Annotated in this window: 12 protein-coding genes and 1 pseudogene; 4 read left to right on the forward strand and 9 right to left on the reverse strand. The window is 70.9% G+C overall.

Annotated features, from left to right (window positions below):
• Positions 1-84: 84 nt before the first annotated feature.
• A complete protein-coding gene (locus ABZ532_RS12855; protein WP_361282131.1) occupies positions 85-714 on the reverse strand; it encodes a hypothetical protein in 630 nt (209 codons plus the stop codon).
• 279 nt (positions 715-993) lie between these two features.
• Positions 994-1863, reverse strand: coding sequence for a universal stress protein (locus ABZ532_RS12860; RefSeq protein ID WP_361281852.1), 870 nt, complete (start codon positions 1861-1863; stop codon positions 994-996).
• 352 nt (positions 1864-2215) lie between these two features.
• On the opposite strand from ABZ532_RS12860, the gene ABZ532_RS12865 reads away from it, so the two are divergent.
• Positions 2216-3085 (forward strand): universal stress protein, encoded by an 870-nt coding sequence (locus tag ABZ532_RS12865; protein WP_361281854.1) that lies wholly within the window; start codon positions 2216-2218, stop codon positions 3083-3085.
• Positions 3086-3709: 624 nt separating this feature from the next.
• Here ABZ532_RS12865 and ABZ532_RS12870 read toward each other — a convergent pair.
• On the reverse strand, positions 3710-4435 hold the full coding sequence (locus tag ABZ532_RS12870; RefSeq protein WP_361281856.1) for a response regulator transcription factor: 726 nt from the start codon (positions 4433-4435) through the stop codon (positions 3710-3712).
• Between the two features lie 392 nt (positions 4436-4827).
• On the opposite strand from ABZ532_RS12870, the gene ABZ532_RS12875 reads away from it, so the two are divergent.
• Positions 4828-5154 (forward strand): STAS domain-containing protein, encoded by a 327-nt coding sequence (locus ABZ532_RS12875; protein ID WP_361281858.1) that lies wholly within the window; start codon positions 4828-4830, stop codon positions 5152-5154.
• Between the two features lie 147 nt (positions 5155-5301).
• Complete coding sequence (locus ABZ532_RS12880) at positions 5302-5766, forward strand: pyridoxamine 5'-phosphate oxidase family protein (RefSeq protein WP_361281860.1); 465 nt, start codon at positions 5302-5304, stop codon at positions 5764-5766.
• 170 nt (positions 5767-5936) lie between these two features.
• Here the strand turns inward: ABZ532_RS12880 and ABZ532_RS12885 are convergent, their stop codons facing one another.
• Both ABZ532_RS12885 and ABZ532_RS12890 read right to left on the reverse strand, forming a co-directional pair.
• Positions 5937-7625, reverse strand: coding sequence for a GAF domain-containing sensor histidine kinase (locus tag ABZ532_RS12885; protein ID WP_361282133.1), 1689 nt, complete (start codon positions 7623-7625; stop codon positions 5937-5939).
• A gap of 103 nt (positions 7626-7728) precedes the next feature.
• Positions 7729-8035, reverse strand: a pseudogene (locus ABZ532_RS12890) (iron-containing alcohol dehydrogenase); the annotation flags it as partial.
• Positions 8036-8522: 487 nt separating this feature from the next.
• Between ABZ532_RS12890 and ABZ532_RS12895 the strand changes: the two are divergent.
• Positions 8523-9212: a CBS domain-containing protein gene (locus ABZ532_RS12895; RefSeq protein ID WP_361281862.1), complete on the forward strand. Its 690-nt coding sequence runs from the start codon at positions 8523-8525 to the stop codon at positions 9210-9212.
• A gap of 583 nt (positions 9213-9795) precedes the next feature.
• On the opposite strand, the gene ABZ532_RS12900 is transcribed toward ABZ532_RS12895, so the two are convergent.
• The 4 genes from ABZ532_RS12900 to ABZ532_RS12915 form a co-directional block, all read right to left on the reverse strand.
• Positions 9796-12195 (reverse strand): phosphoketolase family protein, encoded by a 2400-nt coding sequence (locus ABZ532_RS12900; protein WP_361281864.1) that lies wholly within the window; start codon positions 12193-12195, stop codon positions 9796-9798.
• 314 nt (positions 12196-12509) lie between these two features.
• Positions 12510-12704: a hypothetical protein gene (locus tag ABZ532_RS12905; RefSeq protein WP_361281866.1), complete on the reverse strand. Its 195-nt coding sequence runs from the start codon at positions 12702-12704 to the stop codon at positions 12510-12512.
• Between the two features lie 194 nt (positions 12705-12898).
• Positions 12899-14422 carry a Na+/H+ antiporter NhaC family protein gene (locus ABZ532_RS12910; protein WP_361281868.1) on the reverse strand — a complete coding sequence of 508 codons (1524 nt, stop codon included), beginning with the start codon at positions 14420-14422 and terminating at the stop codon, positions 12899-12901.
• Positions 14419-15372: a carbamate kinase gene (locus ABZ532_RS12915; protein ID WP_361281870.1), complete on the reverse strand. Its 954-nt coding sequence runs from the start codon at positions 15370-15372 to the stop codon at positions 14419-14421. The genes ABZ532_RS12910 and ABZ532_RS12915 overlap by 4 nt, the downstream gene beginning before the upstream one ends.
• Positions 15373-15393: the final 21 nt, after the last annotated feature.

The raw sequence follows: 15393 nt of genomic DNA on the forward strand, positions 1-15393 counted from the left end.
GCTGGTCCCGGATGGGGGCCGGCAGGCCCTCTTGGCGGACCGGAGCGGTGGGCCACGTCAGCGGGCCCACCGCACCGGCGGCGTTCAGCGCAGCCACCTGTGGTCGCGGACGAAGGGGAGCTTGTCCCACGGCCGCCCCAGGCCCAGGGCGTCGCCGGCCGAGGCGGCGGCGAGGGCGATGAGCACCATGGCGTAGACGAGGTGGTAGTCGATGAACGGGTTCGTCGACATGCTCCGTGAGCCGTCCGACAGGTGCTGAGCGGGTGGCCACTCGGCCATCCACATCAGCGCCATCATCACGGTGCCCGCGAGGGCCGTCAGGCGCAGCGCCACCCCGGCGGTCAGGGCGAGGCCGATGCCGAGCAGACCGAGCATGAACAGCCAGTCCGCCCAGGCGGCGCCGGCCCAGGAGTGGAAGGCGGATTCCATCGGTCCGACGGCGACGTGGCCGAGGAACCCCTCGGTGGGCGAGCCACCGTCGATCCAGCCCTTGCCGGACCGGGTGGCGTAGCCCAGTCCGAAGGTCTTGTCGAGGAAGGCCCACAGGAAGACGAGTCCCATCAGCACACGGACCGAGGAGAAGACGTAGGCCCGTGCCGTGTCCGTGTCGATGCGTGCAGGCGCTGCGGACTCCGGGGCGGAGGCGGCCTGGTTCCTGCGCATGGACGGCAGGTGGAATCGGGCCTTCGGGTCGGGGTGCTGGTGCACGGCCATGGTGATGATCCCTTCGATGACGTTCCGTTCGGTTCCTGACACCGCGGACTCTCCCGGCCGGCGCCGGGCCGCGCCGGGCGCCAACGGTCCACGGCGGTGGGCTGAACAGCCCTTGGTGAGGACCCCGCCCGCCCTCACGGTCCACGCGGCGCCTTTCATCGTCGTCGCTGTAAGAGGCCGGGAGGTACCAGCGTGGGCGGCTCGGCTGCGCCACCTGCCCTGGGCAGATGCCGCACCGGCGGGCAGCGTCGGCGTGCCCCGCCCGGCCGGCGGGCCCGTTCAGTCGTGTGGGACGACCGCGACCGGGGCCAGGCAGTGGTGCAGGACCGCGTGGGTGACGGCCCCGATGTGGGTACCGATCCGCGCGCGCCGGACCCTGCGGCCGACGACGACGAGCCGGGCGTCGTGCGACAGCTCCATCAGGTCCTGCGCCGGCCGACCCTGGCGGCAGTCGCGCGCCACCACTACGCCCGGGAACTTCTCGGTCCAGGCGGCCAGCGCCTTGTCGAGCGCCCGTCGTGCGTCCTCGGCGACCTCCGTCATGAGCAGTGGCAGTGCGCCGCCCATGTCGGGTCCGTAGAGCGCGGGGACAGCCCAGTTGTGCACCACCCGCAGGCCGCAGCCGTATCGGTCGGCCGCACCGAAGCCGAAGGCGAGCACCTCGTCGCTGGGGGCGGACACGTCCAGACCGACCACCACATCCCCCGTAAGGTTCTGCTCGGGCTCCAGGGGGTCGTGCGGGCGAACGAGGACGACAGGTCGCCGCGTGCGGGCGAGCACGGCCAAGGAGACCGACCCTGCGAAGAAGCCGGCCAGGCCGCCCAGACCGCGGGAGCCGAGCACCAGCAATTCCGCGTCGTCGGCAGCGGCGCACAGCACCTCCACCGGGTCGCCGGCCACCCACTTCGTCTCGACATCCAGGCCCGGGTGGCGGCGCCGCAGCCGCCTTTCGGCGGTGGCGAGCGTACGCTCGCCCCATCCGCGTGCCGTCGCCGGGTCGACCAGACGAGTGCGCGGGTCCTCGTCCCTGCTCCATGCCCGGAGCAGCCGCAGCGGCACCGCGCGGCGCAGTGCCTCCTGGGCGGCCCACTGCGTGGCGGTGAGGCTCTCCTGGGATCCGTCGAGGCCGACGGTGACGGTGCGGGACATGGGGACTCCGTAAGTCTGGCCGCCGGCAGAGCCGGATGCGGCGTACGTGGACTGAACTGCACGACCTCTCAAGGGAGTTGGCCGTCCGGCACTCCGAGGCGCCATGCTGGGCGGGCCTGCCCCTCACACCGTGGTCGGCCAGGGTGGTTCGCGCAGGGGGCCGGAGGTCCCTGTCATGGGCCAGTGGGCCTCGCGGCCGCGCATCACCGGCTGGACGGCCCCGACGCCGTGACCGAACGGCCGGGAGACAGGGCCGATGGGCCCTCCGCGGATCGCCGCCTTCTCACGGATGCTGAGGACGGGAAAGGGCGGCCGAAGCGGCGTGCCCGTCGAACCGTATGGAGGCACCCTCATGACCAGCAACATCACCGTAGGAGTGGACGGTTCCGCGGAGAGCCTGGCAGCGGCCGGCTGGGCGGCACGCGAAGCCGAACTGCGCGGGATGCCGCTGCGTATCGTGCACGCCTGGCTCTGGCAGCCGCTGGACGTCCCGGTCGTCCAGGACAGGGAGACGCAGGCCAAGTCCGCCCACACGGTGCTCCGCGAAGCGGAGACTCACATCGCTGGCCGTCACCCGGCTCTCACGGTCACCGCCGAAGTGGTCCAGGACACCGCGGTCGCCGCTCTGCTGAGGGAGGCCGAAGCGTCCGAGATGCTGGTGCTGGGTTCGCGGGGGCACGGGGCGTTCGTCGGCTTCCTCCTCGGCTCCTACGGTCAGCAGGTGATCGCCGCCGCGAAACGGCCCGTCATCTCCGTGCGCGCCCGTGGCGGGCAGACGCAGGCGCAGGGCGGCGAGATCGTCGTGGGCCAGCAGGGCACGCCGGAGGACAGCGACGCGGTGCTCGGTTTCGCATTCGAGGAGGCGGCCGCACGCGGCGCGGCCGTGCGTGCGGTACGGGCCTGGAACCTGCCGCCGGTCTTCGCATACAGCCCCGGCTCGATGTGCCTGGCGGACGAGGCGGGCGGATTGGAGCCCTTCGAGAAGAAGGCGCTGGCGGAGGCCCTCGCCCCGTGGCGGGAGCGGTTCCCCGACGTCCCCGTGACCGAGCACGTCGAGATCGGCAGCGCGGGACAGGTACTGCTGTCGGCCGTGTCGAACGCGCAGCTGCTCGTGGTCGGCCGACGGACGCGCCACGCGCCCGTCGGTACCCGCATCGGATCGGTCGCTCACGCCGCCTTGCACCATGCGCCCTGCCCCGTCGCTGTCGTTCCGCACGACTGACCGTCTCCCGGTGGCGGGGGCCGAGCACATGGCCGGCCCCCGCCATGAAGACGACACCGCCGGGACCGCCGAAGCGGCCGGATCGCAAGGCGATTCCACGACCAGGAACGCATACCGGGCCGAGCTGTCGTCGCTCGCCGCAGGGCCAGCCTGCGGGCCGGCGAGGTCAACCCGTCCGAGACCCGCCCGCGGGCCAAAGCGCCCTCGGTCACCTGGGTCATGTGCGGCCCCGGCGTGTAGGCGTCAGGGTCGCCCAGTACATCGAAGCCGACCTGACCCGGGGCAGAGCTCGCCTGTGAAACGAGCTCAGCAGACCTCCGCCTCACCACAGGCCGGATTCCGCATGACGCTGACGACTGCCGAGTTGGCCGGTCGGCATCAGCGACTCGCCGACATCAATCATGCGACGGCGCGGCAAGGGGACTTCCGGACCCGCCTCGAAACGACATCCACGACAGGTGGCCCGTCCAGACGTCGCCGGATGTCAGCGCGCGAAAGAGTCCGGCGGCCGCGCCCGTCGTGCTCTTCGTAGGCCGGGATGCCGACAGCGGCCCCTGCTCAGCTCCGGCGCGTCACGGAGCAGGGGCCCTGTCATCAGTACGCATCCGCGTACGTAACTGGCGTTCAGCCTCGCGGGCGGGCTTCCCGCCCGGCCGAACCAGCCTGGTCCTTGTGGGCGGCCAGTGCCTGGGTAGCGATGACGGCGGCCTGCACCCGGCGTTCGACACCCAACTTGGCGAGCAGCCGCGAGATGTTGTTCTTGACGGTCTTCTCCGCCAGGTACAGGCGCTTGCCGATCTCCCGGTTCGTCAGCCCTTCTCCCACCAGAGCGAGAATCTCCCGCTCCCGCTCGGTCAATCCGGGCAGCCCCTGGCGCTGCTCCTCCTGGGGGGATCCGCCACGCAGCCGGGCCATCACCCGTGCCGTGGCGCCGGGGTCGAGCATGGACTGGCCCGAGGCGACCGTGCGCACGGCGGTGACCAGGTCCGTGCCGGTGATCTGCTTGAGGACGTAACCGGATGCGCCGGCCATGATCGCGTCGAGCAGCGCCTCCTCGTCGTCGAACGAGGTCAGCATCAGACAGGCCAGGTCGGGCATGCGCGAGCGCAGTTCCCGGCACACGCTCACGCCGTCCCCGTCCGGCAGACGCACGTCGAGGACAGCGACCTGCGGGCGCAGTGCTGGCACCCGCACCAGTGCCTGCTCGGCCGTACCGGCCTCCCCGACCACGGTCAGGTCGGGCTCGGCGTCCAGCAGATCGTGCACACCGCGACGCACCACCTCGTGGTCGTCGAGAAGGAAGACCCTGACCGGTGCCTTCTCGGTGAGGCCGCCGCTGCTGTCTGTCATCGCACACTCCGTGTTCGCCGAATTCTCCGCCCCGAGGGGCTCCTTGGGTATCCTGTCGCGCGAGCGGGACCATCGCCCAGGGCCGGACGGCCCCCATGCCCCGGCCAGGCCCGGCAATCGCCGGTACCCGATGCCGCAAAGGCCAGCGCACCCCCCTGTGGACGACGATCACGAGCCGGGTGAACGGTATCCGTCGGCGCCCCCGTTGTGCGGCCCTCGGTTCCCGCTGCGACGACGAGGCATCGCTGGCGAGGGGCCTTCGGCCCCATGGTGAGGGACCCGCCGGACCTGCTGCCTTCGCTCGCGGTCCGGTTGACTTCCCCGCGTGCGCCGGCACGGCCGGGGCAATGGCCCCGGGACACCGCTTGGATCAAGAAAGCAGGGCTGCCGCCATGACGACGCCCCAGATCAGCCTGACCACGACCCCGCTGGACCACAGTACGACGGCGGTCGCCCTGGCCGGGGAGCTCGACCTGTACACCGTTGCGCACATCGAGGCGGAGCTGACCCATCTCACGCGGGAGACCGCGCGCGAACTGGTGCTCGACCTGGCAGACGTCACCTTCTGTGACAGTTCCGGCGTGGCGCTGTTCCTGCGCATGCACCGCCGGTGCGTGGCTGCCGGTGTGCGCTTGAGCCTGTGCCGCATCCAGTGGCTTACTGCTCGCGTCGTCCGCGCCCTGGGTGTGCACCACGTCGTGCCCTGCTCCTTCGCCTGACCCCTCGGAGAGATCCGGCCTGCGGCGATGGCCGAACCGGCGCGGCTGAAAGGTCCGTTCGGCCCTACTGAGGCAGCGTGCAGCGGGAGACGCTGGCTGGAGGCAGCGAAGTCGTCCAGGGCCGAGCTGGAGCAGAAGGTGAGCACGATGAAGGACGAAGCCACGCACACCACGGTGGACGGCCACCGTGAGGCGGTGGCGCCCCGGCGGACAGAACAGCTCGGCCGTGTCGAGTGCCTGCGGCTGCTCGGCAGCGTCTCGCTCGGGCGCATCGTCTTCACCCATCAGGCCCTGCCGGCCATCCGACCGGTGAACCACCTCATGGACGGCGAGGACATCATCGTCCAGCTGCACGACGGCGCCACGCTCGCCTCCATCGTGACGCCGAACCAGGCCGCAGGTGTCGTGGTGGCCTACGAGGCTGACGTCATCGACCTCGAGACGCACGTCGGCTGGAGCGTGGTGGTCACCGGTTACGCCCACGGGGTCACCGACGAGAGCGAACTCGCGCGCTTCGCCGCCCGTCTGCGCCCGTGGGCGCAACACCCCGCCATGAATGCCGCGTTGCGTATCCGGCCGGACCTGGTGACGGGCTTGCAGGTCATCGCATAGAGCCAGTCGCACCGGATGACCGAGTCCTGCGACGGCAAACGCCGCTGTCACCCCGACTGCGGGCACCTGTTCCACGGCAGCCCTCAGAACATCGGGTGGGGCCGCGGACGGGGCGCCGTCCCCGGCCTGCACCGGAAGGATCGGATGTTCGCCTGCTGGGAAGCCGGCGATCAATCGCCAGGGCCGGAGGCGAGAGGCGCGCGCCACACCAGCCGGCTGCCACCCTCGTCCGGGCGCCCGATCTCCACGGTGCCACCCACTTTTCGGGCCCGCTCTTCGAGGTTGTTCAGGCCGCTGCGCCGGCCGTCGGCAGGAATGCCTCTGCCGTTGTCCGTCACGGTGAGGAGGACTTCGTCGGAGGTGGCTTGCAGGACGATCTCCACCCGGGTGGCGTGTGCGTGGCGGGCGGCGTTGCTGAGCATTTCGGTCAGGGCTGCCGTGACGTGATCGGCCACCTGCGGCGGTACGTCCGTGTCCAGCAGGCCCTCCATGCTCAGGCGGGGCGGGAACCCGAGCACAGTCGCCGTCTCGCCCACGGTGCGGGCTATGCGCGCCCGCAGACTCGGCCCCGTGTCCTCCTCGCGGGCTCGCAGGCCGAAGATGGTGGAACGGATGATCTTGATGGTCTCGTCGAGGTCTCCGACGGCGCGCGAGACCCGTTCGGCGGCGCCCTCGTGCTGCACGAGGCGTGCGGCGCTCTGCAACGTCATGCCGGTCGCGAACAGGCGCTGTATGGCGAGGTCGTGCAGGTCCCGGGCGATGCGGTCGCGGTCCTCCAGGAGCGCGAGCTGCTCGGCGTCGCTGCGGCGTTCGGCCAGCTCGAGGGCGAGCGCGGCCTGTCCGGCGAAGGCCAGCAGCGGCTCCAGTTCGGCTCCGGCGAAGACCGGCTCCCCTTGGTGGCGGGCCAGCAGCAGCACTCCCCGGGTGTCCTTGGCGGCTGTGCCCAGGGGGACGGCGACCGCCGGGCCCAGGCCGTCGAAGCGGCCGGGCCCGGCGCTGTACCGGTCGTCCTCGGCGAGGCCGGCCGTGGTCACGGGTGCACCGGCCTGGTAGGCGGCGCCGGAAAGGGTGCCTTCGACCGGTACGACCAGGCCGCGGCGGGTGTCGTCGTCGGCACCGATGGCCAGCTCGACGACGAGGTCGTCCGTACCGGCCACGGGCACGGACACGTCGGCGAGCGTAGCCTCCGTGATCTCCCGGGCTCGGCGGGCGATCAGCTCCAGGACCTCCAGGCGCGGGCTGCCCGAGAGCAGGCTGTTGGTGATCTCCGCGTTCGCCTGCAGCCAGCGTTGCTGGCGCTGCGAGGCTTCGTAGAGCCGGGCGTTGTCGATGGCGACCCCGGCGGCGACGGACAGCGTGGAGATCACCGACTCGTCCTCAGCGTCGAAGTCCATGCCCCCGTGCTTGTCGGTCAGGTAGAGGTTGCCGAAGACCTCGTCGCGGACGCGGATGGGCACGCCGAGGAACGTCCGCATCGGCGGGTGGTCGGAGGGGAAGCCGTAGGACGCCTCATGGGTGCCGAGGTCGGTCAGGCGGAGCGGTTCGGGATTGCGGATGAGCTCGCCGAGGATGCCGTGCCCGGCCGGCAGGGGCCCGATCCCGGCGATCTCCTGCTCTGTCAGGCCGACGGTGAGGAACTGCGACAGGCTCCGTCCGTCGGGGCCGATCACTCCGAGCGCCGCGTACTGGGCATCGACCAGCAGCGCGGCGGCTTCCACGATCCGTCGCAGCACCTGCGCAAGGTCCAGTTCGCGGCCCACCGAGACGACCGCCTCCAGCAGGCTGTGCACCCGGTCCCGGGTGCCTCGCGCGGCGTTGATACGCGCCTGCAGTTCCTCCAGCAGCTCGTCGAGCCGCATCTGAGGCATCCGCGACAGCGGCTCCTCCACACCCACCGGGCCTCCTCCGTCGATCCCCCGCCCGTACCGGGACAGCCTATCGGCCGTGTGGGTGGACGGAGGGTCAGGTCAAGGGCAGTGGCCGGGGCCCGGCGTAGTACGCGGCGCGCATGATGTCCTGCATGTCGTCGAGCATCGGCATGCGCGGGTTGGCCGGGGCTCACTGGTCCTCGTAGGCGTTCAGCGCCGGCTGAGGCAGGGCGCCGAATACGCCGTCTCGTCGATGCCCAGGGCGCGGAAGGACGGGGCGATACCGACCGCGTCGCGCAGCGCTCCACGGCGGCCGCGTAGGAGGCGACGCCTTCCTCGGGGGTGGAGGCGGGCAGGCCCAGTACGCGGGCGACGTCCTGGAAGCGTTCGGAGGCCCGGTGCCGATGCAGGTGGTGCCAGCGTGCGGGCTCCCGCCTGCCCCGCGGCAGGGGTCGAAGGGGGCTGTCCCAGTGCCATTGGGCCCTCGTCTCCCGCACGCCGAGCGGCCCGACAGATCACGGGCCGAAGGGCCCGCGGTACAGGTCCTGACCGGTTCTGTTCGCCCTCCCCACCGCGGCCCACGCTGGTGGCGACGACAAGCAGGAGGAGCGGGCGATGGAGGCAGCAGTGGTGAAGACCCTGAGAGAGCCGTTGGCAGGTGCGCATCCGCGTCGAGGCGTCCGGCTGTGCCATACGGACATTGACGCGGCCCACGGTGACCGGCCGGTCAAGCCCCCCTCCGTTCGTAGCCGGGCACGAGGCCGTCGGCGTCTATCGAGGACTCGGGAACGGGATAGCCCCGGGACAAATTCCCTTTGTGCCGGGGACGACCGTGGTGCCGCGGGCGGAGGCCAAGAGCTGTTCAGGCGAATGGAGATGAGAACCGTGGTGAAGCACCGGACTGTGGGCGAAGTGATGTCGAGCGAAGTGGTCAAGGCACATCCGGACACCTCCCTCAAGGAGCTGGCCCGCCTGCTCACGTCCCACCGCGTCAGCGGTCTGCCGGTGGTGGACGACGACGACAAGGTCATGGGCGTGGTCTCGCGGACCGACCTGACCCGGGAACAGGCGGCTCGCGGCCGGACCGGGGCCGGCCGGGACCGCGTGCTGGGAGCCCTGAGGCGGATCGCCCGCGCTCGCCCCACCGCCCCGGCCCTGACGGCCGGCGGGCTGATGTCGAGTCCCGCGGTCACCGTGCATCCCGAGCAGCGCGTGGTCGACGCGGCGCGCATCATGGAACGCCGCCACATCGACCGGCTACCCGTCGTGGACGAGGAGGACCGTCTCATCGGCATCACCACACGCCGCGACCTCCTGAGCGTCTTCCTGCGCACCGACGAGGAGATCCGCGAAGACGTAGCCGGCGCTGTCTGCCTCCACGGTCCCGCTGACGACGCCGGCAAACTCCACATAGATGTCCGAGACGGGGTCGTCACCATTGAGGGCGCCGCCGGACCTGAGATCGACACCATGGCGCTGATCCGGGCCGCATGGCGGGTCGACGGCGTCGTCGGCGTGGTCAACCGGCTGGCGGCCGACCGGCAAGACGCCTCGTCCGTACGGCCGAGCGAGCTATAGCAGTCGGACCTTCCGGAACGCTGGGGCAAGTTTGCCCGGATGCTGAGCCCCTGGCCATGGAAGGAACTGGCCATGGAAGAAGGCGCGCTGCCGATCATCACCCGCCCCAGGCGCAGCGCCGAACTCGTCCACCGCTTCGAGGCCTGCCCCCTGACCGCCCACACCCTGCCGATCGTCGAAGCCCGTACCCGGTTCTGCCGCTGGTGCGCCACGCGTCACACCTCATCAGGGATGTGCCGCTGTCGCCGAAAGGCACCAGGCGGTCGGCCTGGCGCGTGCGGCGAGCCGGACGGCCCGGTGTGGCTGCGGGCACGCGGGATGCCCCAAGTACTTGAAAATGCCGGGAGCCGGGTGGGGGGTGCCCGGGCCGTTGGACCCCCGCAGACGCCGAAAGGCACTGCACGAGCGGCGGCACCCGCCGCCGCGTCGCGGTCGCCTCCCGCTCCGCAGGGGAGGCTGACGTGATGTGCAAGCGCGGGCTCGACTCCCGCCCCTGAGCGGTTCTGCGGGTCGGGCGAGGCCGCGCTGGGTGCTGCGGCGGCCTGCCCGAGACGTCCGGGGTCACGGCGTGTGGACGGTGGGATCAGGCCGGGTGCCGGTCGTAGCCCCAGGTCCAGTCGGCGACTTCGGGCATGTCAGTGCCGTGCTCTCGGATCCAGGCGTGGTGGCGGACGCGGGCGTCCGCCATGGCCTGCCGTACGCTCACGGCCCGAACGGCGAGGCCGGGCACGCGGTCGATCACGTCCATCACGAGGCGGTAGCGGTCGAGGTCGTTGCGTACGACCATGTCGAAGGGGGTCGTCGTGGTGCCCATCTCCTTGTAGCCGCGGACGTGGAGGTTCGGGTGTCCGGCGCGGCGGTAGGCGAGGCGGTGCACGAGCCAGGGGTAGCCGTGGTAGGCGAAGATCACCGGCTTGTCGCGGGTGAACAGGGCGTCGAATTCCAGGTCGGTCATGCCGTGCGGGTGCTCCTCGTGGGGCATGAGCCGGGTCATGTCGACGACGTTCACCACGCGCACGGCGAGCTGGGGCAGATGGCGCCGCAGGAGGCCGGCCGCCGCGAGGGTCTCCTGGGTGGGTACGTCGCCGGCGCAGGCAAGGACGACCTCGGGGTCGCGCGTTCCGTGCTCGCTGCCTGCCCATTCCCACACACCGGCGCCGCGGGCGCAGTGCGCGCGGGCGTCCTCCAGGGAGAGCCAGTCGAAGCACGGCTGCTTGCCGGCCACGATCACGTTCACGTAGTCACGACTGCGCAACGCGTGGTCGGCGACGGACAGCAGGGTGTTGGCGTCCGGGGGCAGGTAGACGCGGACGACCTCGGGGCTCTTGTTCAGGACGTGGTCGACGAAGCCGGGGTCCTGGTGGGAGAAGCCGTTGTGGTCCTGGCGCCACACATGGGACGTCAGCAGGTAGTTGAGGGAGGCGATGGGTGCGCGCCAGTGCAGGGCGCGTGAGGTCTTGAGCCATTTGATGTGCTGGTTGACCATGGAGTCGACGATGTGGGCGAAGGCTTCGTAACAGGAGAACAGCCCGTGCCGGCCCGTCAGAAGGTAGCCCTCCAGCCAGCCCTGGCACGTGTGCTCGGAGAGGATCTCCATCACCCGGCCGTGCCGGTCGAGATGCTCATCAGTGTCCAGGACCGGGTCCTGCCATGCCTTGCCGCTCGCCTCGTACACGGCCTGGAGGCGGTTCGAGGCGGTCTCGTCGGGGCCGACGAGGCGGAAGTCGCGGCGCTCGCCGGTGGATGCCATGACGCTTTCGAGGAACTGTCCGAGTACCCCGGTCGGCTCGTGGCGGGTCGCGCCGGGCCGGTCCACGGGGACGGCGAAGCCTTCGAGCGGAGGCAGGGGCAGGTCCCGCAGGAGCAGGCCGCCGTTGGCGTGGCGTGTCGCACCGAGCCTCCGTTCGCCCTCCGGCACGCATTCCAGCACCTGGGGGCTCGGCCGGCCGGTCTCGTCGAAGAGCTCCTCGGGACGGTACGAGCGCAGCCACGCTTCCAGTTGGGCCCGGTGGTCGTCGTTGTCGCGGACTTGCGCCAGGGGCACCTGGTGGGAACGCCAGGTACCCTCGACGGGCACGCCGTCGACCTCGGCGGGGCCGGTCCAGCCCTTGGGCGTGCGCAGGACGATCACCGGCCAGCGCGGCCGTCCGGCGGGGGCGCCGGTTCGGGCCTGCTGCTGGATGCGCCGGATGTGGTCGAGGGCCGTGTCCATCGCGGCTGCCATGGCCTGGTGGACTTGGTGCGGGTCATCACCGGTTACGTGCAGGGGATCGTGACCGTAGCCGCGCAGCAGCTCGTCGAGCTCCGTCTCCGGCATCCGCGCAAGCACGGTGGGGTTCGCGATCTTGTATCCGTTGAGGTGGAGGATGGGCAGGACCGCTCCGTCGTGGACGGGGTCGAGAAACTTGTCGGAGTGCCAGGAGGCGGCCAGCGGTCCCGTCTCCGCCTCGCCGTCGCCGATGACGCACGCCACCAGCAGGTCCGGGTTGTCCAGGGCGGCGCCGTAGGCGTGCGACAGGGAATAGCCCAGTTCGCCGCCCTCGTGGATCGAGCCGGGGGTTTCGGGCGCCACATGGCTCGGCACTCCGCCGGGGAAGGAGAACTGCCGGAACAGCCGCGCCATGCCGTCCTCGTCACGGCTCACGTCCGGGTAGACCTCGCTGTAGCTGCCCTCCAGCCAGGAGTTGGCGAGAACGGCCGGCCCGCCGTGTCCGGGACCCCAGACGCAGAGTGCGTCGATGCCGTGCCGCTTGATGATCCGGTTGAGGTGGGTGTGCACGAGATTGAGCCCCGGGGAGGTGCCCCAGTGGCCGAGCAGCCGCGGTTTGATGTGCACCGGTTCCAGCGGCTTCTTCAGCAGAGGGTTGTCCATCAAGTAGATCTGGCCCGCCGAAAGGTAGTTGGCGGCCCTCCAGTGCGCATCCAGCGCACTGAGCTCCTCGTCGGTCAGCGGTACGCCGTCCGGCCGCTCGTCCTTGCGCATGCTTCCTCCGTCGTGTGTGGTCGCGGGCGGCAGGCGGGAGCCGGGCCGGCGTAGCCGAAACATGCGACGCGCCGCGTCGCAGGAGTGCGGACCGTCTCAGCAGCGCCCCGGGACATGGGACCTCCCGCGAGTCCACCGACCCCATGGTCGGAAGTGCACCCGCCGCCTCAGACGCTGACACGGCAAAAGCCGCGCGGTAAGGGCCGGATGGGCCCACCCTGCTCTGCCCGGGCGGACCACAGCCACGTGCCTGCTCTGTACGCGGCAGACTGGATGGACACCGTTACTGTCCATTCCGCGCGGAGGGGGCGGGCTCACGATGCCTTCCCGGAGTGGGAGTCATGGCCGTACATGTTCGTGGCGGCGACAAGGGCGAGCATCCCGACCGCCATCATGATCAGTCCCACCAGTGGCCGGTCAGCACCGTCCCACTGCCAGTCGACGGCGAACACGAGAATCGCGCCGAGCCCGATCGATGTGACGGCTCCGATGGCCAGCAGTCCGAGCATGTGGCCCACCTCCTTGGAACGGCTGATGGGCACCCTGCCCCTGCCAGATCTCACTGTCACCGAACAGTGGAGCAGCTCCAAGGGCCTGATGGCCCGTCCGACGCACCCATGAGGCCCGCAACGCGCGGTGGACACAGTGGTGGGCCCGACAGGCCGAGAATCGGGCTGCCGGGCCCGGGACATCGTGACGGGACTCAGCTCAGGGCCGCGCCGAGTGCCAGGAAGCCGGCTACCGCCACCAGCAGCATGCCCATGAGGGGCGTTATGAAGCGCAGATACTGGTCGTAGCGGACCTTGGCCAGGGCAAGGCCGCCCATGACGACAGCGGAAGTGGGGGTGATGAGGTTCACCCATCCCGAGGCCGACTGGTAGGCGGTGACCACCAGGGCTCGGCTGACTCCGGCGAAGTCGGCCAGCGGCGCGAGGATCGGCATGGCGAGGGCGGCGTGGCCGGAGGAGGAGGGGACGAAGAACGCCAGGGGGAGGTTCACCACGAACATCAGGACGGCGAACACGCCGGACGATGTGCCGGACACCGCCCCATGCAGGGTGTTGAGGATGGTGTCGGTGACGCTGGCGTTGTTCATGATGACGGTGACACCCCTGGCCAGCATGACGATCACGGCCGCGCCGATGAAGTCTCCCGCTCCGGCGGTGACGGCCTCCGCGGTGCCCTTCTCCCGCAAGCCTCCGATCAGCCCGACGAGGACGGCCGCGACGATGAAAAGGGCGGCGAGCTCGGGGAAGTACCAACCGAGTGTGGGCAGGAAGGTGACGTGCAGATCGGTCCAGGGGACCACGGCGAAGATCATGAAGAGGAAGGTGGCTGCGAAGAGGCCCAGGACGGTGCGCTGACGACTGGTGAGCTCCACCTGGTCGCCGCCTTCGGTCTGGAGACGACGGTCGTCCTCGGTGAGCGGGGTCAGGGAGCGTGAGGGGTCGGCGGTGATGCGGCGGGCGTAGCGCAGCAGGTACGCGGCTGCCAGCGTCGTCAGGCAGGCCCACATCGCCAGGCGCAGCAGGATGCCGTCTCCGGTGCCGATGCCGGCGCTGTCGGAGGCCACTCCGGTGGCGAACGGGTTCACGGTGGAGGCGAGGGTGCCGACTCCGGCGCCGACCATGATGACGGTCGCGGCGACCATGCGGTCGTAGCCCAGGCCGAGCATCAGGGGGATCATGAGCCCGTAGAAGCCGAGGGTTTCCTCCGCCATGCCGTAGGTGGTGCCGCCGAGGGAGAACACCGCCAGCAGGACGACGAGCAGCACCGCTCTGTGGTGGCGCAGGCGTTGAGCGAGACGGGCCACCCCGGCGGTGAGGGCTCCGGTGCGCATGGTGACGGTGATGAAGGCTCCCACGGCCAGGATGAAGAGGAACACTCCAGCGGCGCCCGCGAAGGTTCCGGTGCCACCGGGTGTGGTGAGACCGCTCTGGGTGTCGGTGACGCCGTACAGGCCGTTGACCGGTGAGAGGAACAGGTCCTTGAGCCGCTCCCAGAAGCCGGTGGTCACCTCCACCGACCGGTAGGTGCCGGGAACGGGGCTGCCGTCCTTGGTGTCGTAGCGTCCGGCGGGCAGCACGAAGGTAAGGGCCCAGACCGCGACGGTGACCGCTATCAGGACGGTGAACGCGGAGGGGAACGACAAGCGCCGCTTCGTGGGTGCGGTGCCGGCCTTGTCGGCGGTGGGCTCGGGGGCTCTGGGGGTGGTGCCGAGGCTCATGTCAGGTCCTCATGTGCGTCGAGGCGGCCGTCGAGGTCGCGGCCGGTGGGTGTGACGACGGTGCCGGCGGTCCCGTCGAGGATGGCTCGGGCGTCTTGGAGGGCGCCGATGGCTGCCGTGCCGCCCGTGAGTTCCACGAACCGGCACACGGCGTCGACCTTGGGGCCCATCGATCCCGCCGGAAAGTGCTGGGCTCGCAGCGCTGCGGGGGTGGTTCGTCCTATGGGTTCGGCCTCAGGGGTGCCGTAGTGGAGGGAGACGTGGGGGACGTCGGTGAGCAGCAGCAGGGCGTCGGCGTCGAGCGCCTCGGCCAGGAGGGCCGCGGTGAGGTCCTTGTCCACCACCGCTTCGACTCCGGTCAACTGCCCCTGTCCGTCCCGGACGACCGGTACGCCGCCGCCTCCGGCGCACACGGCCACCGCTCCCGACTGGAGCAGCAGCCGGATCAGTCGGGTCTCCACGACCCTCTGTGGGCGGGGTGAAGGTACGACACGCCGCCAGTGCGTGCCGTCCTGCCTGACCGTCCAGCCCCGGTCGGCCGCCAGCCGTTCGGCCTCATCCCGTCCGTAGACGGGGCCGACGAACTTGGCCGGGTCGGCGAAGGCGGGGTCGGCCGCGGAGACCAGGGTCTGGTTCAGCAGGGCGCACATCTGGCGGCCGGGAAGGGCGTTCTGCAGGGACTGCAGGAGCCAGTAGCCGATCATGCCCTGGGTCTCCGCGCCCAGGACGTCGAAGGGGTAGGGGCTGCTCAGGGAGCGGTCTGCGGCGCTTTCCAGTGCGAGGACGCCGACCTGGGGCCCGTTGCCGTGGGTGATGACGAGCTCGTGCTCGTGGGCGAGCGGGGCGAGGGCCGCCACGGCGGCGCGGACGTTGGCGAGTTGCACGGCGGCGTCCGGGCGCTCCTCGCGACGGAGCAGGGCGTTGCCACCCAGGGCGACGACGACACGCATGAGTGTTCTCCAGGGGGTGGG

This window comes from Streptomyces sp. NPDC019396, from assembly GCF_040632375.1.
In the GTDB taxonomy this organism is placed as follows: domain Bacteria; phylum Actinomycetota; class Actinomycetes; order Streptomycetales; family Streptomycetaceae; genus Streptomyces.

Bases quoted from the DNA above. Each gene is read 5' to 3' on its own strand.
- ABZ532_RS12855 (WP_361282131.1), bottom strand. From the start codon at position 714: ATGGCCGTGCACCAGCACCCCGACCCGAAGGCCCGATTCCACCTGCCG.
- ABZ532_RS12860 (WP_361281852.1), bottom strand. From the start codon at position 1,863: ATGTCCCGCACCGTCACCGTCGGCCTCGACGGATCCCAGGAGAGCCTC.
- ABZ532_RS12865 (WP_361281854.1), top strand. From the start codon at position 2,216: ATGACCAGCAACATCACCGTAGGAGTGGACGGTTCCGCGGAGAGCCTG.
- ABZ532_RS12870 (WP_361281856.1), bottom strand. From the start codon at position 4,435: ATGACAGACAGCAGCGGCGGCCTCACCGAGAAGGCACCGGTCAGGGTC.
- ABZ532_RS12875 (WP_361281858.1), top strand. From the start codon at position 4,828: ATGACGACGCCCCAGATCAGCCTGACCACGACCCCGCTGGACCACAGT.
- ABZ532_RS12880 (WP_361281860.1), top strand. From the start codon at position 5,302: ATGAAGGACGAAGCCACGCACACCACGGTGGACGGCCACCGTGAGGCG.
- ABZ532_RS12885 (WP_361282133.1), bottom strand. From the start codon at position 7,625: ATGCGGCTCGACGAGCTGCTGGAGGAACTGCAGGCGCGTATCAACGCC.
- ABZ532_RS12900 (WP_361281864.1), bottom strand. From the start codon at position 12,195: ATGCGCAAGGACGAGCGGCCGGACGGCGTACCGCTGACCGACGAGGAG.
- ABZ532_RS12905 (WP_361281866.1), bottom strand. From the start codon at position 12,704: ATGCTCGGACTGCTGGCCATCGGAGCCGTCACATCGATCGGGCTCGGC.
- ABZ532_RS12910 (WP_361281868.1), bottom strand. From the start codon at position 14,422: ATGAGCCTCGGCACCACCCCCAGAGCCCCCGAGCCCACCGCCGACAAG.
- ABZ532_RS12915 (WP_361281870.1), bottom strand. From the start codon at position 15,372: ATGCGTGTCGTCGTCGCCCTGGGTGGCAACGCCCTGCTCCGTCGCGAG.